A 25,642-nucleotide genomic window follows, 5' to 3' on the forward strand; every position below is an offset into this window, starting at 1 on the left:
GGTCACGGATCAGCAAAAGACCCAGATCAGGGACTGTCCGACCTGGGTCTCACCTGAGCCGCCCGCGGGATTCGAACCCGCGACCTACGCATTACGGGCACATCGACGCAAGGGGGCACCGAGCACCATCACGCTCGGCCCCGGATGCCGTTCATTCGAACACCGTCCGTCGCACGAGCCAACCACCGAGCGGGAGCAGGCCCGGGCGGCGGCCCAGGCCCGGGCGGCGGACACCACCCGACGCCCAAGATCATCTTCTGGGACTTTTCTGGGACTTTCAGCGCTGTCCGAGGGACGTTCGAGGGACTTTTCGCCGCGTAACACGGCAAGCGGCCGAAAGAGCGGAAAGGGCCTCCGACGCAGGTCAGAGGCCCTTCCGGGGGCAAAGCCCCTGGTACGGCGGATGGAGTCGGCCTGTACGCCGGGTTCTGTCGCCCGTGAGCGGCAACAACGGTGGTCGGCCGGAACGCCCCCCGTTCGAACTCGGAGAAGCAGTCGAGTCGAGCCGGGTCGCGGCAAGAGGCGGGCGGGGGCGCGGGGCGCGGGGCGCGGGGGCGCAGGGCGGGCTGGGTAGTGTGCGGGGGATGTGGAGAGAAACGGCTCTTGGGGCCTATTCCGAGGTGGGGTTCCGGGAACCCGTGCAGGTGGCGGCGCTGGCTGAGGCGGAGCGGCGGCTCGGGTTCGGGTTGCCCGGTGAGCTGGGGGAGTTGTTGCTGGAGAGCGACGGGGTCGTCGGGCGCACCTGGGTGGACACCGTCTGGTCGGTCGAGCAGATCGTCGAACAGAACCTGCTGTTCCGGTCCGACCGTTCTTTCGCCGAGTTGTACATGCCCTTCGACGCCCTGCTGTTCTTCGGGGACAACGGCGGCGGGGACCAGTTCGCCTTCGTGCGGACTCCGGTGCGTCCGGACATCTTCGTCTGGGAGCACGAGTCCGACAGCCGCCGGTGGGTGGCACGGGACTTGCGGGACTACCTGGGCCGCTCGCTCGCCCAGGGCGGCGACGACTGGTACCAGTAACGCCAACAGCGGTGCGGCACAGGAAGTCGGTAGGGCCGACTTCCTGTGCCGCGGGGTGCTGCCGCGATCGGGGTCACGGCTTGGGGATGGCGGTGGTGACGGCCTTGGTCCGGGTGAGGAAGGCGATCGGCAGGACCGCGAGAGCGGACAGGCCCTGGAGGACGGCGTACCAGGGCGGGCAGATCCCGGGGATCAGGTCCACGGCGATGACGGCGATCGGCATCACGGTGGCGACCGTCCGGATCCGGTCCAGAGCCTTGTAGTCGCCACCGGCGGCCCTGGCGGTGATCCGCAGCAGCACCGGGGCGAGGGCGGGGAAGAGGACCCCGCGGACCCACATGAACGGGGTGCTCGCGTGCCCGGTGAACGCCATCACGGCCACGGTCGCGAGGGTGATCACACCGATCGCACCGAAGAGCGTAAGGCACTTCTTCGCGAGCGAGAAAACCTCGTCGGTACGGGAGTTGGTGCCGGTCGCCGATGCCGTGGTCGCCATTGTTCTGTCCTCCGTGTCGTGGTGAGAACGAATCTACGGAGACGACGGAAGACCCAGAACCCGTCCAGCCCCACACCTGGGGTGGGCCCAGACCCACCCCAGGCGCCGGCGGAGCGGAAACCTTCCCCCACACGCACACACCGAGAAACGCATCAGCGCAGAAAGTCGGCGGGTCCGACTTCCTGCGCTGGGTGGGGTTTCCGAAGAGGGTCGGACGAGGGCCAGACGAAGGGTCAGGCGAGGGCGCGCTGCAACAGGACGGTGTCGATCCAGCGGCCGTGCTTGTGGCCGACGGCGGTGAGGCGGCCCGCGTCGGTGAAGCCGTGGCGGCGGTGCAGGGCGGCCGAGGCTTCGGAGCCGGAGTCCGCGATGACGGCGACGAGTTGGCACAGGTGGGTCTCGGCGCAGGCGTCGATCAGGGCGGCCAGCAGGGCTGTGCCGAGGCCTCGCCCGGTGTGGGCGGGGGCGAGGTAGATGGAGTTCTCGCCGGTGTGCCGGTAGGCGGCCTTGGGGCGGAAGGGCCCTGCGTACGCGTAGCCGGCGACCTCGCCGTCCACCTCCGCGACCAGGAAGGGCAGCCCCTGGGCGGTGAGGTCGTCCAGCCGTTGCTGCCAGGCGGCGAGGGGCGGCGGGGTCTCGTCGAAGGTGGCCACCGTGTGGTGGACGTAGTGGGCGTAGATCTCGGCCACCGCGCCCAGGTCGGCGGGGGTCGCCGGGCGGATCACTGGCTCCATGGCTGTCATGGCGGGGAGTGTAGGAGGCCGGGCTCCGGGGTGCTGCCGCGATCGGGGTCACGGCTTGGGGATCGCGGTGGTGACGGCCTTGGTGCGGGTGAGGAAGGCGATCGGCAGGACCGCCAGGGCGGAGAGGCCCTGGAGGACGGCGTACCAGGGCGGGCAGATCCCGGGGATCAGGTCCACGGCGATGACGGCGATCGGCATCACGGTGGCGACCGTCCGGATCCGGTCCAGGGCCTTGTAGTCGCCGCCCGCAGCCCGCGCGGTGATCCGCAGGAGCACCGGGGCCAGAGCGGGGAAGATGACCCCGCGGATCCACATGAACGGGGTGCTCGCGTGCCCGGTGAACGCCATCACGACCACGGTCGCGAGGGTGATCACACCGATCGCTCCGAAGAGCGTGAGGCACTTCTTCGCGAGAGAGAAGACCTCGTCGGTACGGGAGTTGGTGAGGGTCTCCGTCGCGGTGATCGCCATTGTTCTGTCCTCCGTGTCGTGGTGAGAACGAATCTACGGAGACGGCGGAGGACGGAACACGGGTCTGGCCCCACACCTGGGGTGGGGCCAGACCCACCCCGGATCAGTCGAGGGGGCTGAGCGGGATGTCGAGGTAGGACTCGGCGCCCACGGGGGAGGTGATCTCAAGGCTGGTCGGGACGGAGTTGGCGTCCGCGAAGAACTGGTCGTGGGTGCCGATGACCAGCTGGAGCACGCGGCCCTGGGCCAGGACGTAGTGGGCCGGCTGGAGCGGGAAGGTCACCGTGCTGGCCTGGCCGGCCTGCTGGTTGGTGACGGTGTACGGGGCGTTGGTGATGATGTGGGCCTTGCCGGTAGCCGGGTCGCAGTCCAGCAGGTAGGCCACGATCGTGGCGTCCATGGCCCGCGGCTTCACGGTCACCCGCAGCTCCAGTTCGCCCTGGACGCGCATGGGCTGGGTCAGCGGCGCAGTGGTCCAGATCGCGGCGAGCTCGCGGTCGATCCTGTCGGTCTTGTAGACGTGCGGCAGGCCCATCCGCTCGGCCAGGCCGGTCTGGACCAGCTTCGGGGCGACGACGACCTCGGTGTCCCGTCCGGTGGCCTTGACGGCGCGGGTCCAGCCCGACTGCGGCTCCCCCTCGACCAGTTGGGCGTCACGCTGGCCCGCGACCGGTCCGGCGAGGTGGAAGCGCTTGCGGGGCAGGGCGTAGTCCTCCCAGCTGTCGTGGAAGAGGTCGGAGAGGAGGTTGTGCATGTACTCCGAGCGGACGCCGAACCGCGGCTCGCGTCCGTCACCGGCGTTGCCGCCGAGGTGGTGGTCGAGCCAGCGGTAGGCCATCTCGGTGGGCTTGGAGAGGAGGCCCGCCAGACCGGCCAGTTCGCCGTTTCCGTGATCGCCGACCTGGACGAGCAGCGACTTGGGGCCCGCGAGGTTGGTGAAGAGGTCGATGACGGCGGGCACCGAGAAGATCGTCTCGTGCCAGGCCGTGGTCAGCATGATCGGCGTCGCGGCATCGTTGTAGGCACTCAGGTGCGTACGGGGCGAGCGCTCGGCCGCGAACTCCCGGACCTCGTCGTCGACGTTGTTGTTCCGGATCTTCTCGATGATCCCGCGGAACTCCTTCGAGCAGCGCTCCTCACCGAAGAGCTGCACGAGCGCCTCGAAGGCCTTGAGGTGGCGGGTGCCGTTCTCGTAGAGCGACGCGAAGAGGTCGCCCCACGCGCTGGTGCCGGCCACGACCTTGATCCGGCGGTCCTTGGCAGCAGCCAACAGGCTCGTCCCGGCGCCGTAGGAGGAGCCGAAGAACCCGATCCGTTCGGCGTCGACACCGTCGATCTGGACCAGCGAGTTGATGATCTCGGTGGCATCGGACACGTCCTGCGGCCCGGCGACGTGGATCTCACCACCGGAAGCGGCCAGACCCCGCTGGCTGTAGGCGAGGACGGCGTAGCCGCCCAGGGCCAGACGCGGGAACATGCCGAGGTAGGCCCGGTGTCCGATGTTGATCAGCGGGGCGGGCAGGACGACCGCCGGAACGGTCTGTCCCGGCGCGAGGTTGCGCGGGATGCTCAGGGACGCGTCGATCATCGTCCCGTCCGCCATGGCGATCGAGAGCTCCCGGTAAGTGGCGACCTCCGCGTTGGTCTCGTAGGTGTCGGCCAGACCCCACTGGTCCAGGCGCCCGATCCGGCGCGGCGACGGGTCGAGAAGTGCCTCGCGGATCGCGTCCAGCTTGGCGAGGTCGTCGGCGTTGACGACGAACGGGTTCTCCGGGAAATCGGAAACGGGCATGGGTGTAACCGCCTTTGGTGGCAAGGATGGTGACGAACTGTCGGAGCCATGCTCGCTTCGCGGCGATCATCCCGGGGCACGTTCGAGGATGGTCACTCGAATGGGTGAACGGCGCGGTTCAAACCCCCAGAGCCGAAGGAGGGCGGAGCCCGTCACACGCCGGCGGCCTCCTGCGGGGAGCAGGAGGCCGCCGGAACGATCCGCTCAGGGGTTGGTGATCAGGTGGTCGAACTCGCCCGCCTTGGCGCCTCGGAGGAGTGCAGCGAACTTCGGAGCGGTGGTGCGGACGATGACATCGCCCTCATCGGATTCGCGAAGTTCGATCAGCCCGTCGACAGTGCGAACCTCAACGCAGTCAGCACTGGAACCTGAGTAACTGGACTTCTGCCAAACAGAGTTAGACATACTTGCTTTCCATGTCTTTCTTGATGGATCGAATGAAATCTCGCGACTCGCCTACCGTGAGGGCAGCCGAGTCAATCTGGGCAAGTAGCGACCGGAACCGAGCTGTGTGAGCTGGTGCATCGAAGAGAAAGTTACCGACGCCCGAGTCATCCTGGACCGTATCGAGTTCCTGCACCGGTCCTTCGGCGTAGGTGAAGTTCTCATTCGGGAGCGGGATCGTATCGGCGTCGAACAGGACGACTCGAACTGAGATATTGGACTGACCGGAAACGTCCACCAGAGCACCGAGTTGCTCGGCATGGATCCTGGCTCCGCCGAACTGCATGCGCAGCGCCGCCTCATGGATGTACGCGGTGAACGGGGTCGCTTCGGACCGGACGATGTGCTGACGCCGCAGGCGGAAGGCCGCTCTCAGATCGACCTCATGACTCGGAAGCGGCGGATAGGAGCGGGCGAAGACGGCCGAGGCATAGTCGTTCGTCTGGAGCAGCCCGTGGATGAAGGCCATCGTGTAGGCCGAGAGCCCCCGAACCTCCCGGACGGCCGTGCCCGGCAGTGATTCGCCGAGATCCATGGTTCCGCCCGGCAGCGCGTACAGACCGTTGTCGGTGCGCCGCTGGAGCAGGATGCGCCCTTCGGCATCCGTCACGACGGCAGACGCCGCCACGACGAGCCGGTTCGGCTCGGGGGCGTCGGGATCGTCGTAGTACTCGGTCCGTGCCACGCGATCACCTCCCTTCAACTGGTACCAGCGGCGGCCACCAGGCAGGGCCCGGGCAGCACTTCGCCCCGCTGGATGGCTCCAGCGGGGCGAAGTGGCGTCCGGCGGTACCGGGTCAGCCGCCGGACGGGCTCTTGGGGGCGCCGCCGCCGAAGCCGCCTCCGGCACCGCCACCGCCGAATCCGCCCGCTCCGGCACCGGCGGCGCCCTCGACGAGCTGGGTGGCGTTGTAGCCGCCGCTGGAGTCCGGCGTGCCGACGACGGTCACGCTCTGGCCGGGCTGGAGGTCGGCGACCTTGCCCTGCTTGTTGAGCTGGACCTTGGTCGAGTCCCCCGTCGTCACCTTGATCGTGTTGCCGTTGGCGTCGGTCAGGTACACCGTCGAGCCGTCGACGGCCTTGACGGTGCCGCGCGCGAAGCCGCCCTGGCCACCGCCCTGACCGCCCTGGCCACCCTGACCCTGGCCGCCCCGGCGCCCGCCACCCTGACCCTGACCGCCCTGTCCGTACCCGCCCGCCGCCTGGCCGCCCGCCGCGGCGGCCCGAGCCGGCGCCTTGCCACCGGAGGAGGTCCCGCCCTGCCCCTGCTGGTACCAGACCCCGCCCGCGAACGCCCCGGTGGCGATCACGCCACCGGCCAGCACCAGCGACAGCCACGGCAGCTTCCGCCGCGGCGGCGCCGCCAGCTCCGCGCTCACGTCCCGCGCGTCGGGCGCGGTGGCCAGCAGGGCGACCTGTTCGTCGTGCTCCATCGAAGAAGTGCTCCTACTCGTGCCGGAGGGCGTCGATCGGCCGCAGCGAGGCGGCCCGGTTGGCGGGGTAGCTGCCGAAGAACAGTCCGATGGCGACGGCGATGCCGAAGGCGCCCACTACGGACTCGGGGATGACCACCGGCTTGATGCCGACGATGCTGAAGTGCGAGCCGACGATCCCCGCCGCCACGCCCAGCCCGGCCCCGATCACCGACAGCAGGGTCGATTCGGTCAGGAACTGCCCGAGGATGACGGCCCGGGGCGCGCCGAGCGCCTTGCGGATGCCGATCTCGCGCGTCCGCTCGGTGACCGTCACCAGCATGATGTTGGTGATCCCGATCCCGCCGACCAGCAGCGAGATCGCGGCCACCGCGCCGAGCAGCACGGTGAAGGTCTTGGTCGTGCTCTCCCGGGCCGTCAGCAGCGAGGCCTGGTTGGTGATCCGGAAGTCGGCCTTGGTCGGGTCGGTGATCGCGTGCGTCCCGAGCAGTACCCGGGTGATCTCCGACTGCGCGGCCGTGGTCGTGTCGGCGGACGACGCCTGGACCAGGATCTGGTTGACCGCCCCGAAGCCGGTGAAGGCGTTCTGCACGGTCGGCAGCGGCGCGATCACCACGTCGTCCGGGTCGGTGAACCCGCTGCCGCCCTTGGCGGCCAGCACGCCCACCACCGTGAACGGCGTCCCGCCGAGCACGATCTTCTTCCCGACCGGGTCCTCGGCGTCGAACAGCTGCTTGGCCGTCGTGGCGCCGAGCACCGCGACCTTGCGCGAGCCGAGCACGTCGTCCTCGGTGAAGTAGTCGCCGTGGGCGACCTTCTGGTTGGAGGTCTCGAAGTACGCGGGGTAGGTGCCCACGACCGAGCCGGGGCTGTACGAGATGTTCCCGTACAGCGCCGTCGCGCTCGTCGTGACCACCGGCGCGACGGACTTGATCGCCGACGAGTCGGTGTCGCTCGCCAGCGCCTTGGCGTCGGCGACCGTCAGCTTCTTCACCGAGGAGGTGGCCCGCGAGCCACCGGCCGCCGAACCGGCACTGACGGTGAGGGAGTTGGTGCCGAGCGAGGTGATCGAGTCCTTCACCGCCTGGGAGGAGCCGTTGCCGACCGCCAGCAGCAGGATCACCGAAGCGACACCGATCAGCACCCCGAGCATGGTGAGCGCGGAGCGCACCTTGTTGGCGGCCAGGCCGCCGACCGCGAAGCGGAGCGTCTGCCAGAGGATCACGCCGACACCCCCTGTCGGCGCAGGGCGGGCGGGGGCCCGTCGACCGGCGCCTGCCGGACGTCGCTGACGATCTGCCCGTCGACCAGGCGCAGCACCCGCTTGGCGTGCAGGGCGACCTCGTCCTCGTGGGTGATCAGCACGACGGTGCGGCCGGTGGCGTTGAGCCCGTCGATCAGGCCCAGCACCTCCTCCGTCGAGCGGCTGTCCAGGTTGCCGGTCGGTTCGTCGGCGAGCAGCATCGCGGGCGCCGTGACCAGCGCCCGGGCCACCGCGACGCGCTGCTGCTGGCCGCCGGAGAGCTGGTTGGGCTTGTGCCCGGCCCGCTCGCCGAGGCCGACCAGGGACAGCGCGGCCATCGCCCGCCGCCGGCGCTCCGCCGACCGGACGCCCGCGTAGGCGAGCGGCAGCTCGACCTGGGCGAGGGCGGTGGTGCGCGGCACCAGGTTGAAGGACTGGAAGACGAAGCCGATCTTGCGGTTGCGGACCAGGGCGAGCTGCTGCTCGTCGAGGTGGCCGACGTCGGTGCCGTCCAGCAGGTAGCGGCCGGAGGTGGGGATGTCGAGGCAGCCGAGGATGTTCATCAGGGTGGACTTGCCGGAGCCCGAACTGCCCATCACGGCGACGTAGTCGCCCTGTTCGATGTCCAGGTCGACGCCGGCCGGTTCGTCCGTCCCGGGCCGGGACGGGCCGCGCAGGGCGTGCACGGTGGCGTCGCCGTGCCCGTACGACTTGGTGAGCCGGCTGATCCGGATCACCGGCACGGGTTGCGCGGGGACGCGTTTGTCGATGACGTGCTGCATGCTCAGCCCTTACCGCCGCGGCCGCCGCCACCGGCGCCACCGGCACCGCCGCCGGTACCGCCCGGGATGCCGACCGCGCCGCCGTTGCCGCCCCGGCCACCGCCGCCGCCACCGCCGCCCAGGCCCGGGAAGGAGCCGTTCGGGAAGCCGTTGGTGCCGCTGGTGGTGGGGAGTTGGACCTTGTCGCCCTCCTTGAGACCGGAGGTCACCTGCACGGTGCTGTCGCCCTCGACGCCCACGCCGACGTCGACCCGCTCGGTGGCCCCGCCCTCGTGCACCACCGTGGCGGTCCGCGAGGTGCCGGTGCCGGACAGCGCCGAGGTCGGCAGCGAGAGCGCGTTGTCCGCCTCGCCGGTGATCACCTGGACGGTCGCGCTGAGGCCGGTGCGCAGCGTGCTGGTGTCCCCGCTGAGCTGCAGGGTGGCCGCGTACTGGACGGCGGAGGAGCCGGCCGCGCCGCTGCCGCTGCTCGACGGCAGCGAACTGACGGACAGCACGGTCGCGTTGAGCTTGGTGTCGGACTGGGCGTTCAGCGTGACGGTGGCGGCCTCGCCCTTCTTCAACTTGAGCGAGTCCAGCTCGGAGAAGTTGGCGGTGACCTGCATCCCGGTCGGGTTGGTCAGCACGATGAAGCCGCTGGGCGATCCCGAACTCGCGCTGCTACCAGTGGACTTGGTGGCCGAGGAGGAGGACGCGCCGGAGGTCGTGGCGCCCACCGTGTCCCCGACCTTCGCCGAGACCGAGGCGACCGTGCCGTCCACCGAGGCGGTGAGCGTCGTCCCGGCAAGCGCCGCCTGGGCGTTGGTGAGGGTGGTCTGCGCGGTGGCGACCTGCTGCTGGGCCTGGGCGACGGCCGCGTCGTCGACCTTGGTGGTGGTGATGGTGGTGGTCTGCGGGGCGGGCGTACTGCTCCCGCCCGCCCCGCGACCCCCACCGGAGCCGCTGCCGCCGCTCGCCGGGGGTGTGGCCCCGGGCAGCGGCTCGGTGGTCGTGGTGGTGACGCCTGCCTGCGCCTTGGTGAGGTTGGCGTTCGCCGTGGTGAGCGCGGACTGGGCGGCGTCCACCTGCTGCTGGGCCGCCGTGGTGTCGACCGTCGCCAGCACCTGGCCCTTCTTGACGGCGTCGCCGACCGCGACCTTGACCGCGGTGAGCCGCCCGCCCGTGGCGAAGTCCTGGGCGGCGTCGGTCGGGGAGGCCAGGGTGCCGGTTCCGGACACCGTGGCCAGGACCGTTCCCTTGGTGACGGTCGCGGTACGGGCGACCGGCTTGGCGGCGGCCGTGCCGCCGCTGCCGTCGAGCGTGGCGTACACCAGGGCCGCACCGCCCAGCAGGGCCACGCCGAGCGCGGAGTTGACGAGGACGGCACCGCGCCGCCGTGGGAGCACCTTCATGGCGGACAGCTTCGCCGGGCGCTCTTGCGCTGCCCTGGGCGGCGGCTGGGAGAAGACTGACCGGCCGGATCCGGACATCCCTCCTATATCCACCGGCCCGCGCGGGCGGCTTGGGCGGGGCAAGGGCGATCGTTGGCCGAACTCCCAGCGCTCTCCCAGCAATCTCCGGCCATCCGGGAGGGCTTCCTCAGACGGCCCTCAGACACGCCTTGCCCCCCAGCCGGCCCCGCGCGCCCGCCCCGCGCGCCCCCGCGCCCCGGGACGCCGCAGGGGCGCACCCCGACCGGAGTGCGCCCCTGCGGGCGGAAAGGCGACCGGCCTCAGCCGTCGATCTCCTTGCGGAAGCCCTCCGCCACCGCCAGGAAGATCGAGTTGCCCTCGGTCTCGCCGATCGAGATCCGCACGCCCTCCGGGAACGGCCGGACCATCACCCCGGCCGCCGCGCAGGCCGCCGCGAAGTCCTGCGAGCGCTCGCCGAGCCCGAGCCAGACGAAGTTGGCCTGCGAGTCCGGGACGTCCCAGCCCTGGGCGCGCAGCCCGGCGACGACCCGGGTGCGCTCGGCGACCAGCGCCTCGACCCGCTCCAGCAGCGCCTCCTCGGCGCGCAGCGAGGCGACGGCGGCGTCCTGGGCGAGCTGGCTGACGCCGAACGGGACGGCGGTCTTGCGCAGCGCGTTCGCGACCGGCTCGTGGGCGATCGCGAAGCCGACCCGCAGGCCCGCCAGGCCGTACGCCTTGGAGAAGGTGCGCAGCACGCAGACGTTGGGGCGGTCGCGGTAGAGGTCGATGCCGTTGGGCACCTCGGCGTCGCGGATGAACTCGATGTACGCCTCGTCGACGACGACCAGGACGTCACCGGGGACGGCGTCCAGGAAGCGCTCCAGCTCGGCGCGGTGGATCACGTTGCCGGTGGGGTTGTTGGGGTTGCAGACGAAGACCAGCCGGGTGGCCGGGGTGACGGCGGCGAGCATCGCGTCCAGGTCGTGGTCGCCGTTGTCCTTGAGCGGGACCGGGACGGGCGTGGCGCCGGCGATCTGGGTGATGATCGGGTAGGCCTCGAAGGAGCGCCAGGCGAAGATCACCTCGTCGCCCGGGCCGGCGGTGGCGAGCACCAGCGACTGGGCGACGCCGACCGAGCCGGTGCCGAGGGCGATGTGCTCGGCGGGCACGCCGAAGCGCTCGGCGAGGACGGCGGTCAGCTCGCTGACACCCATGTCCGGGTAGCGGTTGAAGGAGCCGGCCGCCGCGACCGCCGCCTCCAGGACGCCGGGCAGCGGGTCGTTCGGGTTCTCGTTCGAGGACAGCTTGTAGGCGTCGGCGCCGGCCGGCTTGCCGGGCTTGTAGGTGGGGATGCCGTCCAGGCTCGGGCGCAGGCGCGGGCCCGGCGCTGAGGTACCACTGCTCACGGTCGTACTCCTTCGTCTTCTCTGCCGGTCCGCCCGCCCTCGCACGGCCGGGATCGCCGCCGTGCCGCGGTACCTGGCCACGTCCCCGGGAATCCCGGAACGCGCCCGGACCAACCCCGGTCGGGTGCCTTGCACGATACCGACCGCCCTCACCCGTAGGAGTGAGATGCCCGGACGGGTGACAGGCGCAGATCAGCCATTCTGCCCGGTTCCTTTGGCACATGTCAGAGGTAAGACGGCTGGATTCGGGAGGGGATCGAAGGGGTGCACCCCGGCTCACTCATGGAGAAACGTATCTCCAAAGGCTCCCGATGCGCCGGTCACAGACCCTTGTCAGGAGCCATACGATCGGTCCGCCATGACAGCAGCAGCCAACCAGAGCGGTCGGCGTCCCACCACCTCACGGCGTCTGGAGCGGGCCGGCATCCGGGATGTGGCAGCAGCCGCCGGAGTGTCGATCACCACCGTCTCCGATGCGCTGAACGGAAAGGGCCGCCTGCCCGACGAGACCCGCAGCCGGGTGCGCGAGGTCGCCGAGCGCCTCGGCTACCGCCCCTCGGCCGCAGCCCGCACCCTGCGCACCGGACGGTCCGGCCTGATCGGGCTGACCGTCACGACGTACGGCGAAGAACCCTTCACCTTCACCGAGTTCGCCTACTTCGCCGAGATGGCCCGGGCCGCCACCAGCGCCGCCCTCGGCCGCGGCTACGCGCTGGTCGTGCTGCCCGCCTCCTCCCGCCACGACGTCTGGGGCAACATCGCCCTGGACGGCACCGTGGTGATCGACCCGCCCGACCAGGACCCGCTGGTCAGCGAGCTGTACCGGTCCGGCGTGCCGGTGGTCAGCGACGGCAAGCCCGGCAACTGCCCGGTCACCGCCTGGGTCGACAACGACCACGAGGCCGCCGTGCTCGGCATCCTCGACCACCTCTCCGAGGCCGGCGCCCGCCGGATCGGCCTGCTCACCGGCACCAGCACCGACACCTACACCCGGCTCTCCACCGAGGCCTACCTCGGCTGGTGCGCCAAGGTCGGCCAGGAGCCGGTGTACGAGGCCTACCCCGCGCACGACCCGGCGGCCGGCGCCGTCGCCGCCGACCGGCTGCTCGCCCGCCCGGACCGCCCGGACGCGGTGTACGGCCTGTTCGACCCCAACGGCACCGACCTGCTGGCCGCCGCCCGCCGGTACGGCCTGCGGGTCCCGGACGACCTGCTGCTGGTCACCTGCAGCGAGAGCGACGTCTACGCGGCCACCGAACCGCCGATCACCACCCTCTCGCTCAAACCGCGCAAGATCGGCACCACCGTGGTCAACCTCCTCATCGACGCCATCGAGGGGGTCGACTCCGGGACGGGCGTGGACATCGCCCGGCTCTTCCCGCCCCGCTTCCGCACCGCCGGCAACGGCCCGCCCCCCGGCACCCTGATGCCGACCGAACTGATCGTCCGCGCCTCCTCCCAGCGCCGCAGCCCGCGCACCACCGTCAGCCCGCCGCGCCCCCCGGGCGAGGTGTAGCGCAGCGGGCGGGAAGGCGGCGAACAGCCGCCGGTACGCCCACGAAAAACCCACGAGACCCTACCGAGCCGGGGCAAAACGGACCCTGCGGGACCGCCCGGCTGACGCTCCGGAGGATTGGATACCCACCAGGTGACGACGGCGGGAGAGTGGTCTTCCTATGATGGGCGAATGACACCCGAGGACCGCTTCCCCGGACCTGAGCACCCCCACTCAGGCCCCCGCCACCAGCCGGACCTCGACGTGCTGCCGTACGGCACCTACTACGAACCCGAACCCGCCCAGGGCTACCAGGACACCCCGTACGAAGCGGAGACCTACAGCGGCTACGGCGGCGCCCGCTACCTGGAACAGCACTGGCACGACGGCCAGGGGCAGGGGCAGGGGCACACCGTGCACGCCCAGGTCGGCTACGAAGGCGGTTACGAACCCCAGGAGCGCGGCGGCTACGGGCAGCAGGACCACACCGGCTACGAGCCCACCCTGCCCGACCAGCCCTCCCCGGCCCTCCAGCTCGCGGACCAGCTCGGCGACCAGCTGACCGACCAGCTCGGCGACCAGCTCACCGACCGCGACGACCCGCCGACCATCGAGCTCGGCCCGCCGCTGCCCGACCCCTCCGCGCCGACCTACCCGTACCCGGCCCCCGGCCCCGGCGAGCCCCCCGGCCCGGTCTACGTCGTCGGCGACGTGCACGGCTACCTGGAGGAGCTGCGCGCCGAACTCCACCACCAGGGCCTGATCGACGACGGCGGCCACTGGTCCGCCGGCCGCGCCCGGATCTGGTTCCTCGGCGACTTCACCGACCGCGGCCCGGACGGCATCGGCGTCATCGACCTGGTCATGCAGCTCGCCGCGGAGGCCGCCGCGGCCGGCGGCTACTGCCGCGCCCTGATGGGCAATCACGAACTGCTCTTCCTCGGTGCCGCCAAGTACGGCGACGAGCCCGTCCAGTCCACCGCCGGCACCGCCTCCTTCCTCGCCGCCTGGCGGCTCAACGGCGGCCAGCAGAACGACCTGGACCGGCTGGAGGCCCACCACATCAGCTGGCTCTCCCGGCTGCCCGCCATGGGCCTGGAGGACGGCCACCTGCTGCTGCATTCCGACACCACGGCGTACCTGGAGTACGGCGAGTCCATCCCGGACGTCAACGACGCGGTGCACAGCCTGCTCGCCGACGGCGGCGTGGACGAGTGGTGGGACTGCTTCCGCCGCTTCACCAAGCGCTTCGCCTTCCGCGGCGACGCCGGGCCGATGGCCGTCCACGAGCTGCTCGACACCTTCGGCGGCAGCCGGGTCGTGCACGGGCACAGCCCGATCCCGTACCTCACCGGCGCCGTGCACGCGGACGACGGGCAGCCGCCGCACATCCCGGGGCCGTACGTGTACGCGGACGACCTGGCGGTGGCGATGGACGGCGGGGTCACCATGGAGGGCCGGCTGCTGGTCGCGCGGCTGCCGATCTGACGACCTGTCGACCTTCTGACCTGACGGCCTGACAGTCATCGGCATCACTGGAACAGTTGTTCCCGGCGCTCGCGCCCCCACGCGCGCGCGGGCCGGGGCGCGAAATTCCGGAAACCGACTGTCAGCACGGGCGCACCCGCCCCTACCATGAGGCACACCACACCCGGCCGCCCGTCCGGCGGCCCGCCTCCGCGCCCGCCCCGGTGCCCTGAGGATGTCCCGCGTCCTCGATGCGGTCCCGCGTCCTCGCCGCCGGGCCGGGGGTCCGCATGAACGGGGTCCCCATGTCCAACCCCCCGCCGCTGCTAGCCGAGGACCGCCCGGAGTACGAGCGCCTCCTCGCCGAAGCCCTGCGCGACCGCACCGTCCTCACCGCCCTGCGCGCCCCCGGCGCGCTCGGCACCGACCAGCTCCGCGCCCTCGCCCTGCGCGACGCCGACGCCGTCAACACCGCCGCCGCCACCGAGTACGCCCACTACACCGCGCTGCGCGAGACCCTGCGGGCCACGCCCCCGCCGCCGGCCGACGTCGAACCGTACGCCCCCGGCCTGCTCAGCCAGCTGCGCTCCGCCGACGGCGGCGCCGGGCTGTTCCCCGTCCTCACCGTGCTCACCCCGATCCTCGCCTGGGCCGCCGCCCTCGTCCTGCTGCTGGTCGGCTACCTGATGCGCGCCGCCGGCTCCGGCCTCGCGCTCGCCCGCGCGATGGTCACCGCCGGCTGGGTGGCGCTCGCCGCCGGGGTCGCCGCCATGGCCGTCGGTGTCATAGGCCTGCTGCTCACCGCCCTACGGGACGGCGCCGCCGCCGTCCCGGCCGGCACCGACCCCGAGCTGGCCGCCGAACTCGGCGCCGCCCGCGCGGAGTGGCGCACCGCCCTGCGCGAACGCGGCCTGCTGCCCTACCTCCACGGCCACCTGCCCGCCGTCGCCGGCCGCCCGGCCCCCGGCTACACCAGCCCGGACTTCTCCAGCCCGGACTTCACCGGCCCCGACGCCACCGGCCCCGACGCCACCGGCGCGGAACCCACCCGCCCCGACTTCGCCCGCCCCGACTTCTCCAGCCCCGGCTACAGCCCGCCGGCCTTCACCAGCCCCGGCCCCGACGGCATCACCGACCCCCAGGGCCGCAGCCCCCGCCCGGCCGCCTTCACCCCGCCCGACTTCACCGGCCCGGGTTACACCCCGCCGGACTTCACCGGCCCGGACGAGGTCGGCTGACCACGCCCGGAAGCCCGTCGGCAGCCGCGCCGGGCGCCCTACCTCCCTGCCGCGGCGGCCACCTCGGCTGCCGCCCGGACGAACGCGCGCACGCGCTCGGTGGTGTTGCCCGGGAGCCAGACCGGGCCGCGTTCGATCGGCGGGGCGTCGTGGATGGGGACGTAGGCGAGGTCGGGGCGCGGGTAGTAGCGGCGGCAGTGCTCGCCGACCGGCAGGACGCCCCGGCCCAGGGCGACCAGGCTGAGCATCTCGGAGAAGGTACTGCCCGACGGGCCCTTGGGCACGGCACGGCCGGACGGCGTGCGGTCGGGGGTGCGGTCCCGCTTGAAGCCGACCGAGGTGACCGCCGGGTACTGCACCACCGGGTGGTCCCCGAGGACTTCGAGCGACACCGAGGCCTCGGCGGCCAACGGGTGCCCGGCCGGCACCGCCAGGAGCCGCCGCTCGCTGAGCAGGACCGGACCGACGGCCATGCCGCCGAAGGGGTAGGAGGCCAGCAGGATGTCGATCGAGCCGTCCTCCAGGCTGGCCCGGGAGTTGGAGAGCTGCACCTCCCGCACGTCCACCCGGCACTCGGGGTGCCGCTCGCCGAACAGCGCCACCGCCCTGAACAGCACCGGCGCCGTCCACTCGCCCAGGAACGCGACCTTCAGCCCACCCGTCACCCCGCGCCCGGCGTCCACCGCCCGGCGCACCGCCTCCTCCATCGCGGCCACCACCGGGGCGAGGTCCGCGGCCAGTTGCCGCCCGACCGGGGTGAGCCGGACGGACCGGCTGGAGCGGTCGAACAACGGGACGCCGATCCGGCGTTCCAGCGCCTTGACCACCTGGCTGACCCGCCCGGTGCTGAGCCGCAGCCGCTCGGCGGTCCGCCCGAAGTGCAGCTCCTCGGTCAGGGCGAGGAAGACCTCGGTCTCCAGCCGTTCCAGCATGCCGCCCCACCCCTTCGACCCGGCATCGTTTAACCGGGCTCAACGATCGTACGGTGATCCGCCATTGATGACCGCCCCCGGGCCGGAGGATCGTTGACCCCGTCACCGCACGAGACACCACACCACCGGAGCCGATCACCATGCGCGTCGTCGCCCTCGACCACCTGGTCCTCAACGTCGCCGACATCGAGCGGTCGCTCGCCTTCTACACCGGCCTGCTCGGCCTGGCTCCCGTCCGGGTCGACGAATGGCGCGCCGGGAAGGTCTCCTTCCCCTCCGTCCGGGTCAGCGGCGAGACGATCATCGACCTCTTCCACCGCCCCCGCCACGAGTCCAACGTCGACCACATCTGCCTCACCGTCGAGCCCCTCGACTGGCAGGAGGTCGTCGACTCCGGCGTCTTCACCGTCCTCGACGGCCCCGGCCCCCGCTACGGCGCCCGCGGCACCGCCACCTCCCTCTACGTCCAGGACCCGGACGGCAACACCGTCGAACTCCGCTGGTACCCGCAGGACACCACCGGCTGAAAGAGCAGGGTGCCGCCCCGGACCCTCGGGGGAGGACCGGGTCGGCACCCGCAGTACGCCTCAGGGCCGCTCGTCCGGACCGTTGGTCCCGGGCCGCTCGTCCGGGCCGCTCGTCCGGGCCGCTCAGACGATCTTCAGATGGGGCAGCCAGTCCACCTGGACGATGACGCACACCACGCCCCCGGACCCGTCGAGGCCCAGCCACACCGGGTGGGTGCCGTCGCTGTCGGTGGCGAACGCGAGCAGGTCCGCGCCCGACTCCTCGTCCACGGTACGCAGGAAGAACCCGGAGCCGGAGTCGAGGTCCTCACCGGCCTCCTCGTCCCGGTCCACCAGGGCGCGCCGGAACCGCTTCTGGAGGACCGGCCAGGCCCCGGCGTCCGCAAAACACCCCGTCGCGCCGTCCGTGCTGAACCCGTACGCCTCGCCGTCCCGCAGCAGCCTGAGGTCGTCCCCCTCCCCGAGGGCCATCGTCCAGGAGTCGACGGGTCCGTCGCCCACCCGCAGCCGGAGCGCTGGTGTCCCAGTGCGCTCGACCCAGGCACCCTCGAACTCGCAGTGGTACCCGAACCCGATCGTCGCCACCTCCGTCGGGTAGCTGCCGGGCAGCACCTCGACCGTGATGTCCGGCCGCCCGGTGTCGAGCGGATCGGCCACCGCCAGCCGGCCGCTGGGGACCCGCAGGCGTGGGCCGGCCTTCGGCTCCAGCACCACCATGTTCTCCCGGTGATCGCTGGTGGTGAGCCGGGTGCCGGGCACGAACAGGGCGGGGAGGTCCCCCGGCCCGCCCGGGCGCGGCGGGAGCCACGGCTCCGCCGCGGCTGCGGACACCGGCTCCGTGAGCGGCGCCGCGGTGGGCCGGACCGTGCCGTCGAGCCCCCACCGGTCGGCCGAGAGGAGCGGCCAGTCGTCGAAGTCCGGCCGCCGGAGCCAACGTTCCTCCTCGGAGGCACTCGGCACGGTCACCGTCCTGGGCCCGGCGTCCCCTCGGGGCCGGTGCGACACCCGGCCCCGTCCGCCCGGGAACAGCTCGACCGCCATCCGGTCGGCGACCCGGTCGAACTCCGGTGCCTCCGGGCCCGAGTAGCCCCAGCGCTCGTGGTACCTCCGCAGCAGCCGGCCCTCCTCCAGCAGCCGCAGCTCCAGGTGCTCCACCCGTCGCCCGTGCTCGTCGTACACCCACACACCCGCGTAGTGGTCCCGCCACGACACCAGGCGCACTTCGAGCGGCACCGAACGCCCCGCGCTCCGGTACACCACGACGTACGGCAGGCCCGCCGCGTCCCGGGCCCGCGCCTCCTGCGGCCGCAACGCGCCCACCGCGGCACCCGCCGCGAAGTCCCACCCCTCGGCATGGCCCAACTCGACCACCGGACCGCTCACCCGCACGCCTCCTCGCTCATCGGTCCGAGCAAGGTACCGGAGCCCGCCGACAGCCCGGTTCAGTGCAGCAGTTCCGCGGCCGGGGTGTGGTTCCCGGTCGCCGAGGCGCCGGCCATCGCGGCGGCCGCCGTCGCCGGGGCGGTGCCGGGCGGCACCACCAGCAGCAGGAAGTGGTCCTGGAAGCCCCGGGTGATGCTGATCGTCGCATCGCTGCCGGGGAACCAGTTGATCTTGACGGTCAGGCCGTTCGCCGCGACCGACCTGGGCACGCCGTCCCAGGCCGAGGTGTCGAGGCCGACCCGGACGATCCGTCCGAAGTGGGCGCCGAGTGCGGTGATCAGGTCCGGCAGTTCGGCGAGGACACGGTCCGAACGGGGCCACCAGGCCCCGTCGAAGACGCCGTCCCGCGTCATCGTCGGCTCCAGTTCCAGCCGCGGGAGCAACGGGACGCCCGGGACCGGCCACGGCCCGGAGGGGAACGAGCTGGGGAGAGGAATCGGCATCATACGGAGCCGCCCGTCCGGTCCACGCGGGACCCATCACCACCCAGGGCGACGTCGGCGCTGCTGCCGGTGTTCGGAATGTCCTCGGTTACCCCCACGCTACTCCGCCGCAGCCTCCCCCGGAGCCCGGCCGACCGGCGCCGGCCCGCGTCCTCCCCTCCGGGACGCGGGCCGGCGCCGGTCAGCGCGTCAGTCGACCAGGGGGAGGTAGACCTTGTTGCCCTGGGCGGCGAACTCGGCGGACTTCTCGGCCATGCCGGCCAGCGCCTCGGCGTCGAAGTCCGTCGTGACGGCGGTGGAACCGTCACCGTGCTCGTCGCGGATCTTCTGGGAGATCTTCATCGAGCAGAACTTCGGGCCGCACATGGAGCAGAAGTGCGCGGTCTTGGCCGGCTCGGCGGGGAGGGTCTCGTCGTGGAAGTCGCGGGCGGTCTCCGGGTCGAGGGCCAGGTTGAACTGGTCCTCCCAGCGGAACTCGAAGCGGGCGTCGGAGAGGGCGTCGTCCCAGGCCTGGGCGCCGGGGTGGCCCTTGGCGAGGTCGGCGGCGTGGGCGGCGATCTTGTAGGTGATCACGCCGGTCTTGACGTCGTCCCGGTTCGGCAGGCCCAGGTGCTCCTTGGGCGTGACGTAGCAGAGCATCGCGGTGCCCCACCAGGCGATCATCGCGGCGCCGATGCCCGAGGTGATGTGGTCGTAGCCGGGGGCGACGTCGGTGGTGAGGGGGCCGAGGGTGTAGAACGGCGCCTCGTCGCAGATCTCCTTCTGGAGATCCATGTTCTCCTTGATCTTGTTCATCGGGACGTGGCCCGGGCCCTCGATCATCACCTGGACGTCGCGCTCGCGGGCGATCCGGCCGAGCTCGCCGAGGGTCTGCAGTTCGGCGAACTGGGCCTCGTCGTTGGCGTCGGCGATGGAGCCGGGCCGCAGGCCGTCACCGAGCGAGAAGGTGACGTCGTAGGCGGCCAGGATGTCGCAGAGTTCCTCGAAGTTGGTGTAGAGGAAGTTCTCCTGGTGGTGCGCCAGGCACCAGGCCGCCATGATCGAGCCGCCGCGGGAGACGATGCCGGTCTTGCGGCGCGCGGTGAGCGGGACGTACCGCAGCAGCACGCCCGCGTGGACGGTCATGTAGTCGACGCCCTGCTCGCACTGCTCGATGACGGTGTCGCGGTAGACCTCCCAGCTGAGCTCCTCGGCCCTGCCGTCGACCTTCTCCAGCGCCTGGTAGAGCGGCACGGTGCCGATCGGCACGGGGGAGTTGCGCAGGATCCACTCGCGGGTGGTGTGGATGTTGCGGCCGGTGGAGAGGTCCATGACGGTGTCGGCGCCCCAGCGGGTGGCCCAGGTCATCTTCTCCACCTCCTCCTCGATCGAGGAGGTGACGGCGGAGTTGCCGATGTTGGCGTTGATCTTCACCAGGAAGTTGGTGCCGATGACGGCCGGCTCCACCTCGGGGTGGTTCACGTTCACCGGGATGACGGCGCGGCCGCGGGCCACCTCGTCCCGCACGAACTCCGGCTCCAGGCCCTCGCGCAGCGCCACGAACTCCATCTCCGGCGTCACCACGCCCCGCTTGGCGTAGGCGAGTTGGGTGACGGCGACGCCGCCGCGGCCACGCAGCGGACGGCGCGGGCGGCCGGGGAAGACCGCGTCCAGGTTGCGCAGGTTCCCGCCGCGCGGGGAGGTGTGCTTGATCCCGTCGTCCTCGGGGCGCGTCTCGCGGCCGTCGTACTCCTCGACGTCGCCGCGCTGGCGGATCCAGGCGTCGCGCAGGGCGGGCAGCCCGCGCCGCACGTCGGGCTCGTACGCCGGGTCGGTGTACGGGCCGGAGGTGTCGTACAGCGGCACGGTCCGGCCGTTGGTGAGCTGCACCTCGCGGTACGGGGCCCGCAGGTCGGGGCGGGATCCGTCGCGGTAGGCCTTGCGCCAGGCCGGGGTGGGGTAGCCGGTGCGCTCGCTGCTGGGCGTGCTGCGGGCAGGCTGCGGCTGTGCTTCGAACGTGGTCATCTGACCTTCACTCCCTACGCCGGCATTACCCGGTCCAGGTTCCTGCGGTCGACGCAGCCGTCGGTCCGTCCGTCGACGGTCCGGTCAGCGTCCTCTCAGCCCGGTGCTCCGAGCTCCCGCGTCGCAGGCGGTGTTGCCTGCACATGACGCCAACACGGTAGCGAGCCGATCGCCGCAGGTCCAGACGGTCCCCGAAACGGATCCGCGGGGGGAACGGCCGAGGCCCGGCCCCCGCGAACGGGGTGCCGGGCCTCCGGAGGTGCTCCGCGCGGTGCGCGGAGCGGGGTCAGTTCTTGGCGGCCTTCTTGACCAGGATCACCACGGCGGCGGCGATGCCGACGACCACCAGCAGCTTGATCACGATGCTCAGCAGGGCGCCGACCACGCCGAACACGAAGGCGATGACGTTCCAGGCCAGCACCAGGACCAGCACCGGGATGACGATGTTGCGCACCCAGGAGGGCAGCGACTTCCAGAGCTCAGCCATGTCGGTTCCTCTTCTCCCCTCGGGTCGGCCGCCGTCCGGTAACCGCATCCCGCTTGCTTTCGATGCTTCGAGCTTACGGCGGCGGAAGCGGCGGAACGAGGGCCTTCGGCCCGGAGAGAACCCCTAGATCACCCCGATCCCACCCCCCGGGAAGACCCCCGAGAAACGGCGGGGGAACGAGTTCAGACCGGCCAGCGCTCGCCGCGCCAGGCGGCGTCCCAGAACATCCACTCGTAGCGCGAGGTGGTCGTGAAGTGCTCGACCACCCGGCGGCGTTCGGCCGCCGAGAGCTCCTCGCCGAGCCGGTCGGTGAGCGCCAGCACCCGGCGGACCACGGACTGGAAGGCCTCGTCGCCGTAGGTGGCGATCCACTTGGCGTACAGCGGGTCGGGGGAGCCCTGGGCGAGCAGTGCCTCGCCGACCCGGGCGTAGATCCAGTAGCAGGGCAGCACCGCGCCGAGCGCCTCGGCGAAGGACCCGCCGTACACGGTGGCCAGCAGGTAGCTGGTGTAGGCGCGGGTGGTCGGCAGCACCGGTTCGGCGGCGGCCTCCTCGGCGGTGCCGCCGAAGGCGGTCAGGAACTCGGCGTGCATGCCCTGCTCGGCGGCGAGCGCGCCGACCGCGTCGTCGGCGAAGGCCCGCACGTCGGCCTCGCCGGGGGCCTTGGCGGCGCAGACGGCGAGGGCGCGGGCGTAGTCGCGCAGGTAGTGCGAGTCCTGGACGACGAAGTGGCGGAAGGCCTCGCGCGGCAGGGTGCCGTCGGTGAGGCCGCCGATGAAGGGGTGGGCGAGGATCTCGGCGTAGATCGGCTCGATCGACGCCCAGAGCTCTTCGCTGAGGCTACGGGTCATGCCCACGACCCTACGACGGCTGCGCCCCCGCCCTTCGGCTCCGTCGCGTCCGCCTCCGGGACCAGGGGCGTTCGGCACCAACTCGTCCGGTGGGAGCTTCCCCCGGAGCGGGCCGCCTGTCAGGCTTGGGCGGCATGAAGGGTTTCGTCATCAAGACACTGATCAACGCGGCGGCCATCTGGGTCGCCGCCTGGATCGTCAGCGGCATCCAACTCGCCGAGGGCAAGGCCGACTGGCAGCACAAGACGCTGACGGTGCTCGGCGTCGCCGTCGTCTTCGGCCTCATCAACTGGCTGATCAAGCCGGTCGTGAAGCTGTTCTCGTTCCCGTTGTTCATCCTCACGCTGGGCCTGATCACCTTCGTGATCAACGCCCTGATGCTGCTGCTCACCTCGTGGGCCTCCACCAAGCTGGAGTTGGACTTCCACGTGTCCACCTTCGGCTCCGCGCTGGTCGGTTCACTGATCATCAGCCTGGTCTCCTGGGGTCTGCACCTGGCCCTGGACGACGACTGATCCGTCGTGCGCGGTGTCGCACGCGGCCGTGGAAGGGGCCCGTGCCCGGGTGGGTGGTCCACCGGGTACGGGCCCCTTCGTCGTCCCCGGGGGTCCCCGGCCGTCGCCCCCGGGGCGCACCGAGCACCCGGCACGACCCGCTCACCCCGCGTCGCACCCCCGCAGGATGTCCGCGAGCTCGGCGTCCAGCTCCTTCCCGATGGACTCCCCGCCCACCGGCACCAGCCGGTCCGCCCGCGCCAGGAAGGCGGTCAGCGGCGCCGCCGGGGCGTGCAGCACGGCGTGCCCGTTGGGGGAGCACAGCGCGATGCGGACCTCGGCGGGCTCCCCGCCGAGCGGCCGGACGCGCACGTCGCCCTCGCCGGACGGGCCGCCGAGGCCGTCCAGCAGCAGCTCGCGCGCGAACACCCAGGTGACCGGGGCGTCACCGGGCAGGTGGAAGGTGAACCGGACCGCGTAGGGATCGCCCGCCTCGTACGCGAGGTCCACCACGGTGCGGAAGGACAGCTCGGGCGAGACCACGAGGTTCATCGCCAGGTGTCCCTGGACAGTGCTGTGCTGCATGGCGCCGGTACCTCTCTTCTGCTCTTCTGCCGGTGTTTCGACCCTTTCCCGGGGTTTCGACCGTTTCCCTCCGCGGGGAGACTCACGCACAACGCTCCAGCCCCGGAGGTCACCATGGGCCCCGACAACCGAACCCCGCCGCCGCGCCCGGTGGTCAAACGGACCGCGCGGGCGATCCTGCTGGAGCTGGACCCGGACGATCCGCACGGTCCGGCCTCGATCGTGCTGATCCGGCGGGTCCGGCCCGGGGCGCCGCACCCGTACTGGATCACCCCGGGCGGCGGCGTCGAGCGCGAGGACCGCACCGTGGTCGAGGCGCTGCACCGCGAGGTGGACGAGGAACTGGGCGGCAAGGTCGTGGACGTGGTGCCCGCCTTCGTCGACACCATCAGCCACACCCACCACGACGACGGCACCCCGCTGCACCCGCACGGGGTCAAGGTGCAGCACTTCTTCGTCTGCCGGCTGGCCTCGATGGACCTCAGCCGACGGCACGGGCCCGAGGTGACGGACCCGAACGGCGAGTACGAGGTGGTCCGGCTGCCGTTCACCCGCGAGGGCGTGACCTCGGTGAACGTCGTCCCGCCCCGGCTCCGGGCGTACCTCGCGGCCAACATCGAGGGCATCCGCGCGCTCCTCGCGCCCGACCTCGGCTGAGCCCCGGGGCCGGTCGCCGGGGCCGGTCCCCGACACCGGCCCGGCGCTACCCGGCCGCCAGTTCGCCGACCAGGTCGTGCCGGATCCGCTCGGCCGGCAGCCCCGCCCGCAGCAGCACCCCGACCCCGCGCCGGACCATCGCGGGCGGGCCGCTGAGCACCGCCTCCCGACCGTCCCACGGGCCGAACCGGCCCACCACCTCGGGAAGTTCACCGGTCAGCGCACCCCCGGCCGGGCCGGTGCCGGACAGCACCGGCCGCACCGTCAGCCAGGGCAGCCGCCCGGCCAGCTCGCGCAGCCCGTCCAGGTCGTACAACTCGGCGGCGCTGCGGGCCCCGTAGAACACCTCGACGCTGCGGCCGGAGGCGCCGTGCTCGGCCGCCTCCTCGACCAGGGCGCGGATCGGCGCGATGCCGGTGCCGCCGCCGAGGCAGAGCAGATCGGGACCGGAGGCGTGGTCGACGGTCATCCCGCCGGCTGCCGGGCCCAGCCGCAGCACGTCCCCGGGGGCGGCCCGGCGCACCAGCGCGTTGCTCACCCAGCCCGCCTGGACGGCCTTGACGTGGAAGACCAGCAGCCCGTCCGGGCGGGGGGCGGAGGCGAAGGAGTAGTGCCGCCAGACCCGCGGCCACCAGGGCGTCTCCAGGCTGCAGTACTGGCCGGCCCGGAACGGGTACGCCTGGTCGGGGCGGACGGTGAGCACCGCGACGTCCCGGGTGCGCTGCTCGTGCCGCACCACCTCGCCCTGCCACCACGGCGGCGAGGTGCGGGCGGCCTCCTCGGCGGCCTCGATCATGATCGTGGAGATCAGCCGGTAGGCGCGGCGCCAGGCCAGTTCCGTCGCCGCGTCCCAGCGGCCGCCCGCGTACCGGGCCAGCGCCTGCACCAGGCACTCCCCCACCGGGGCGTAGTGGCCGGTCAGGGTGCCGTAACGGCGGTGGCCGCGGCCCAGTTCGCTCAGCCGGGTGCGCAGCGCGACCGGGTCCTCGGCGCCGCGGGCGGCGGCCAGCAGGGCGCGGAACAGCCGGTCGCGCTGGACGTCCATGGCGGCGGGGAAGAGCGGGCGGACCTCGGGGTGCTGCAGGAAGAGCAGGGCGTAGAAGTGCGCGGTGGCCCGGTCGGCGACCGGTTCGACGAGCGCGAGGCTGTCCCGGATCAGTGCGATGTCCTGGGCGGTGAGCGGGAGTTCGGTCGGGTCGACACCGACACCGACACCGACACCGACGGCGGGAACGGGCGCGGCGGCGGCCAGGGCCTGGGGCTGGGGCTGGAGCTGGGACGGAGGCTGGTGCTGGACCGCCCAGGCGTCGCTCCAACTGTCGCCCGGCCCGGCCCAGTTGAGGCTGGGAGCGTCGACGAACAGGGACTGGAAGGCGGGGGCGGTCCCGGTGGTCGACGACGTCTCCGGGTAGCTCGGCGCGGGGACGATCGGCGGCTCGGTGGGCGGCGGCGGCACGACCGGCCCGGTCCGCACCGGGGCCGCCACCGACGCGGACTCCGCCACAGCGACCGGCTCCACCAGCGGCACGGGCTCCGCCACCGGCGCGGGCGGCAGGTCGGGCGGGTCCAGCGGCATCGGCGGCCGCGCGGGCTCCGCCTCCGGCAGGCCCGGGACGGAGGCGGCCCCCGCCGAGCCGTGCCCGGTGCGGATCAGAAGTGTTCTGCGGGACTTCACCGCTACGTTTCGAGTAACCAAGAGAATCGTTTCGCCTCCGGCCGGCCTGCGCCACCACCTGGCTTGTCTCTGCTGACGCCTAGGCAGCGTGGCACGCCCGAACTGCTCATCCGACAAATCGCGG

Annotated in this window: 26 protein-coding genes and 1 riboswitch; of the genes, 7 read left to right on the top strand and 19 right to left on the bottom strand. The window is 72.2% G+C overall.

Annotated features, from left to right (window positions below; translation table 11 throughout):
* The first annotated feature begins 644 nt into the window (after window positions 1-644).
* Window positions 645-1,019, top strand: coding sequence for an SMI1/KNR4 family protein (locus ACFY2K_RS08215; protein WP_380401026.1), 375 nt, complete (start codon window positions 645-647; stop codon window positions 1,017-1,019).
* 73 nt (window positions 1,020-1,092) lie between these two features.
* On the opposite strand, the gene ACFY2K_RS08220 is transcribed toward ACFY2K_RS08215, so the two are convergent.
* The 11 genes from ACFY2K_RS08220 to hisC all read right to left on the bottom strand — a co-directional run bounded on the left by ACFY2K_RS08220 (window position 1,093) and on the right by hisC (window position 11,220).
* On the bottom strand, window positions 1,093-1,515 hold the full coding sequence (locus ACFY2K_RS08220; protein WP_380592927.1) for a hypothetical protein: 423 nt from the start codon (window positions 1,513-1,515) through the stop codon (window positions 1,093-1,095).
* Between the two features lie 233 nt (window positions 1,516-1,748).
* Window positions 1,749-2,258, bottom strand: coding sequence for a GNAT family N-acetyltransferase (locus ACFY2K_RS08225; protein WP_380592929.1), 510 nt, complete (start codon window positions 2,256-2,258; stop codon window positions 1,749-1,751).
* A 48-nt stretch (window positions 2,259-2,306) separates the two neighbouring features.
* Entirely contained in the window at window positions 2,307-2,729 is a 423-nt protein-coding gene (locus ACFY2K_RS08230) for a hypothetical protein (RefSeq protein WP_380592931.1), read from the bottom strand.
* 103 nt (window positions 2,730-2,832) lie between these two features.
* On the bottom strand, window positions 2,833-4,521 hold the full coding sequence (locus tag ACFY2K_RS08235) for a CocE/NonD family hydrolase (protein WP_380592933.1): 1,689 nt from the start codon (window positions 4,519-4,521) through the stop codon (window positions 2,833-2,835).
* Between the two features lie 204 nt (window positions 4,522-4,725).
* Window positions 4,726-4,926, bottom strand: coding sequence for a DUF397 domain-containing protein (locus tag ACFY2K_RS08240; protein ID WP_387710331.1), 201 nt, complete (start codon window positions 4,924-4,926; stop codon window positions 4,726-4,728).
* Window positions 4,919-5,650 (bottom strand): Scr1 family TA system antitoxin-like transcriptional regulator, encoded by a 732-nt coding sequence (locus ACFY2K_RS08245; protein WP_380592937.1) that lies wholly within the window; start codon window positions 5,648-5,650, stop codon window positions 4,919-4,921. Before ACFY2K_RS08245 ends, ACFY2K_RS08240 begins: the two co-directional genes overlap by 8 nt.
* A gap of 112 nt (window positions 5,651-5,762) precedes the next feature.
* A complete protein-coding gene (locus ACFY2K_RS08250; RefSeq protein ID WP_387710334.1) occupies window positions 5,763-6,398 on the bottom strand; it encodes a hypothetical protein in 636 nt (211 codons plus the stop codon).
* A gap of 13 nt (window positions 6,399-6,411) precedes the next feature.
* Window positions 6,412-7,623 (bottom strand): ABC transporter permease, encoded by a 1,212-nt coding sequence (locus ACFY2K_RS08255; protein WP_375891940.1) that lies wholly within the window; start codon window positions 7,621-7,623, stop codon window positions 6,412-6,414.
* Window positions 7,620-8,423, bottom strand: coding sequence for an ABC transporter ATP-binding protein (locus tag ACFY2K_RS08260; RefSeq protein ID WP_375891938.1), 804 nt, complete (start codon window positions 8,421-8,423; stop codon window positions 7,620-7,622). Before ACFY2K_RS08260 ends, ACFY2K_RS08255 begins: the two co-directional genes overlap by 4 nt.
* 2 nt (window positions 8,424-8,425) lie before the next feature.
* Window positions 8,426-9,814, bottom strand: a complete 1,389-nt coding sequence (locus tag ACFY2K_RS08265) for an efflux RND transporter periplasmic adaptor subunit (RefSeq protein ID WP_380526156.1) — start codon at window positions 9,812-9,814, stop codon at window positions 8,426-8,428.
* A 320-nt stretch (window positions 9,815-10,134) separates the two neighbouring features.
* Window positions 10,135-11,220, bottom strand: coding sequence for a histidinol-phosphate transaminase (gene hisC / locus ACFY2K_RS08270; protein WP_380526154.1), 1,086 nt, complete (start codon window positions 11,218-11,220; stop codon window positions 10,135-10,137).
* Window positions 11,221-11,578: 358 nt separating this feature from the next.
* Between hisC and ACFY2K_RS08275 the strand changes: the two genes are divergently transcribed.
* From ACFY2K_RS08275 to ACFY2K_RS08285, 3 genes are all read left to right on the top strand, one after another.
* Window positions 11,579-12,736 carry a LacI family DNA-binding transcriptional regulator gene (locus tag ACFY2K_RS08275; protein WP_360243017.1) on the top strand — a complete coding sequence of 386 codons (1,158 nt, stop codon included), beginning with the start codon at window positions 11,579-11,581 and terminating at the stop codon, window positions 12,734-12,736.
* Window positions 12,737-12,907: 171 nt separating this feature from the next.
* Window positions 12,908-14,203 carry a metallophosphoesterase gene (locus ACFY2K_RS08280; protein ID WP_380526151.1) on the top strand — a complete coding sequence of 432 codons (1,296 nt, stop codon included), beginning with the start codon at window positions 12,908-12,910 and terminating at the stop codon, window positions 14,201-14,203.
* A 284-nt stretch (window positions 14,204-14,487) separates the two neighbouring features.
* Window positions 14,488-15,420, top strand: coding sequence for a hypothetical protein (locus ACFY2K_RS08285; protein WP_387710337.1), 933 nt, complete (start codon window positions 14,488-14,490; stop codon window positions 15,418-15,420).
* A gap of 38 nt (window positions 15,421-15,458) precedes the next feature.
* Here the strand turns inward: ACFY2K_RS08285 and ACFY2K_RS08290 are convergent, their stop codons facing one another.
* Window positions 15,459-16,352 (bottom strand): LysR family transcriptional regulator, encoded by an 894-nt coding sequence (locus ACFY2K_RS08290; protein ID WP_387710339.1) that lies wholly within the window; start codon window positions 16,350-16,352, stop codon window positions 15,459-15,461.
* 140 nt (window positions 16,353-16,492) lie between these two features.
* Between ACFY2K_RS08290 and ACFY2K_RS08295 the strand changes: the two genes are divergently transcribed.
* Window positions 16,493-16,879 carry a VOC family protein gene (locus ACFY2K_RS08295; protein ID WP_375891928.1) on the top strand — a complete coding sequence of 129 codons (387 nt, stop codon included), beginning with the start codon at window positions 16,493-16,495 and terminating at the stop codon, window positions 16,877-16,879.
* A gap of 123 nt (window positions 16,880-17,002) precedes the next feature.
* On the opposite strand, the gene ACFY2K_RS08300 is transcribed toward ACFY2K_RS08295, so the two are convergent.
* The 5 genes from ACFY2K_RS08300 to tenA all read right to left on the bottom strand — a co-directional run bounded on the left by ACFY2K_RS08300 (window position 17,003) and on the right by tenA (window position 22,107).
* The gene (locus tag ACFY2K_RS08300) at window positions 17,003-18,262 is read right to left on the bottom strand and encodes a DUF4241 domain-containing protein (RefSeq protein ID WP_380641008.1); all 1,260 of its coding nucleotides are present in this window, start codon (window positions 18,260-18,262) and stop codon (window positions 17,003-17,005) included.
* A 59-nt stretch (window positions 18,263-18,321) separates the two neighbouring features.
* Window positions 18,322-18,768 carry a DUF5994 family protein gene (locus tag ACFY2K_RS08305; RefSeq protein ID WP_387710341.1) on the bottom strand — a complete coding sequence of 149 codons (447 nt, stop codon included), beginning with the start codon at window positions 18,766-18,768 and terminating at the stop codon, window positions 18,322-18,324.
* Between the two features lie 186 nt (window positions 18,769-18,954).
* Window positions 18,955-20,769: a phosphomethylpyrimidine synthase ThiC gene (gene thiC / locus ACFY2K_RS08310; RefSeq protein ID WP_387710343.1), complete on the bottom strand. Its 1,815-nt coding sequence runs from the start codon at window positions 20,767-20,769 to the stop codon at window positions 18,955-18,957.
* Window positions 20,764-20,899: riboswitch (TPP riboswitch) on the bottom strand. (Overlaps the previous gene by 6 nt.)
* Before the next feature lie 156 nt (window positions 20,900-21,055).
* Window positions 21,056-21,256 (bottom strand): DUF5326 family protein, encoded by a 201-nt coding sequence (locus ACFY2K_RS08315; protein WP_375891922.1) that lies wholly within the window; start codon window positions 21,254-21,256, stop codon window positions 21,056-21,058.
* Window positions 21,257-21,438: 182 nt separating this feature from the next.
* Window positions 21,439-22,107, bottom strand: a complete 669-nt coding sequence (gene tenA, locus ACFY2K_RS08320) for a thiaminase II (RefSeq protein WP_380526142.1) — start codon at window positions 22,105-22,107, stop codon at window positions 21,439-21,441.
* A gap of 134 nt (window positions 22,108-22,241) precedes the next feature.
* Here tenA and ACFY2K_RS08325 point away from each other — a divergent pair, with 134 nt between their 5' ends.
* Entirely contained in the window at window positions 22,242-22,622 is a 381-nt protein-coding gene (locus ACFY2K_RS08325) for a phage holin family protein (protein ID WP_360242972.1), read from the top strand.
* Between the two features lie 141 nt (window positions 22,623-22,763).
* Here the strand turns inward: ACFY2K_RS08325 and ACFY2K_RS08330 are convergent, their stop codons facing one another.
* Entirely contained in the window at window positions 22,764-23,186 is a 423-nt protein-coding gene (locus tag ACFY2K_RS08330) for an SsgA family sporulation/cell division regulator (protein WP_375891919.1), read from the bottom strand.
* A 114-nt stretch (window positions 23,187-23,300) separates the two neighbouring features.
* Between ACFY2K_RS08330 and ACFY2K_RS08335 the strand changes: the two genes are divergently transcribed.
* On the top strand, window positions 23,301-23,843 hold the full coding sequence (locus ACFY2K_RS08335; RefSeq protein WP_375891918.1) for an NUDIX domain-containing protein: 543 nt from the start codon (window positions 23,301-23,303) through the stop codon (window positions 23,841-23,843).
* Between the two features lie 46 nt (window positions 23,844-23,889).
* On the opposite strand, the gene ACFY2K_RS08340 is transcribed toward ACFY2K_RS08335, so the two are convergent.
* The gene (locus tag ACFY2K_RS08340; RefSeq protein WP_387710345.1) at window positions 23,890-25,518 is read right to left on the bottom strand and encodes a globin domain-containing protein; all 1,629 of its coding nucleotides are present in this window, start codon (window positions 25,516-25,518) and stop codon (window positions 23,890-23,892) included.
* Window positions 25,519-25,642: the final 124 nt, after the last annotated feature.

The organism is Kitasatospora sp. NPDC001309, assembly GCF_042896295.1.
Lineage (GTDB): Bacteria > Actinomycetota > Actinomycetes > Streptomycetales > Streptomycetaceae > Kitasatospora.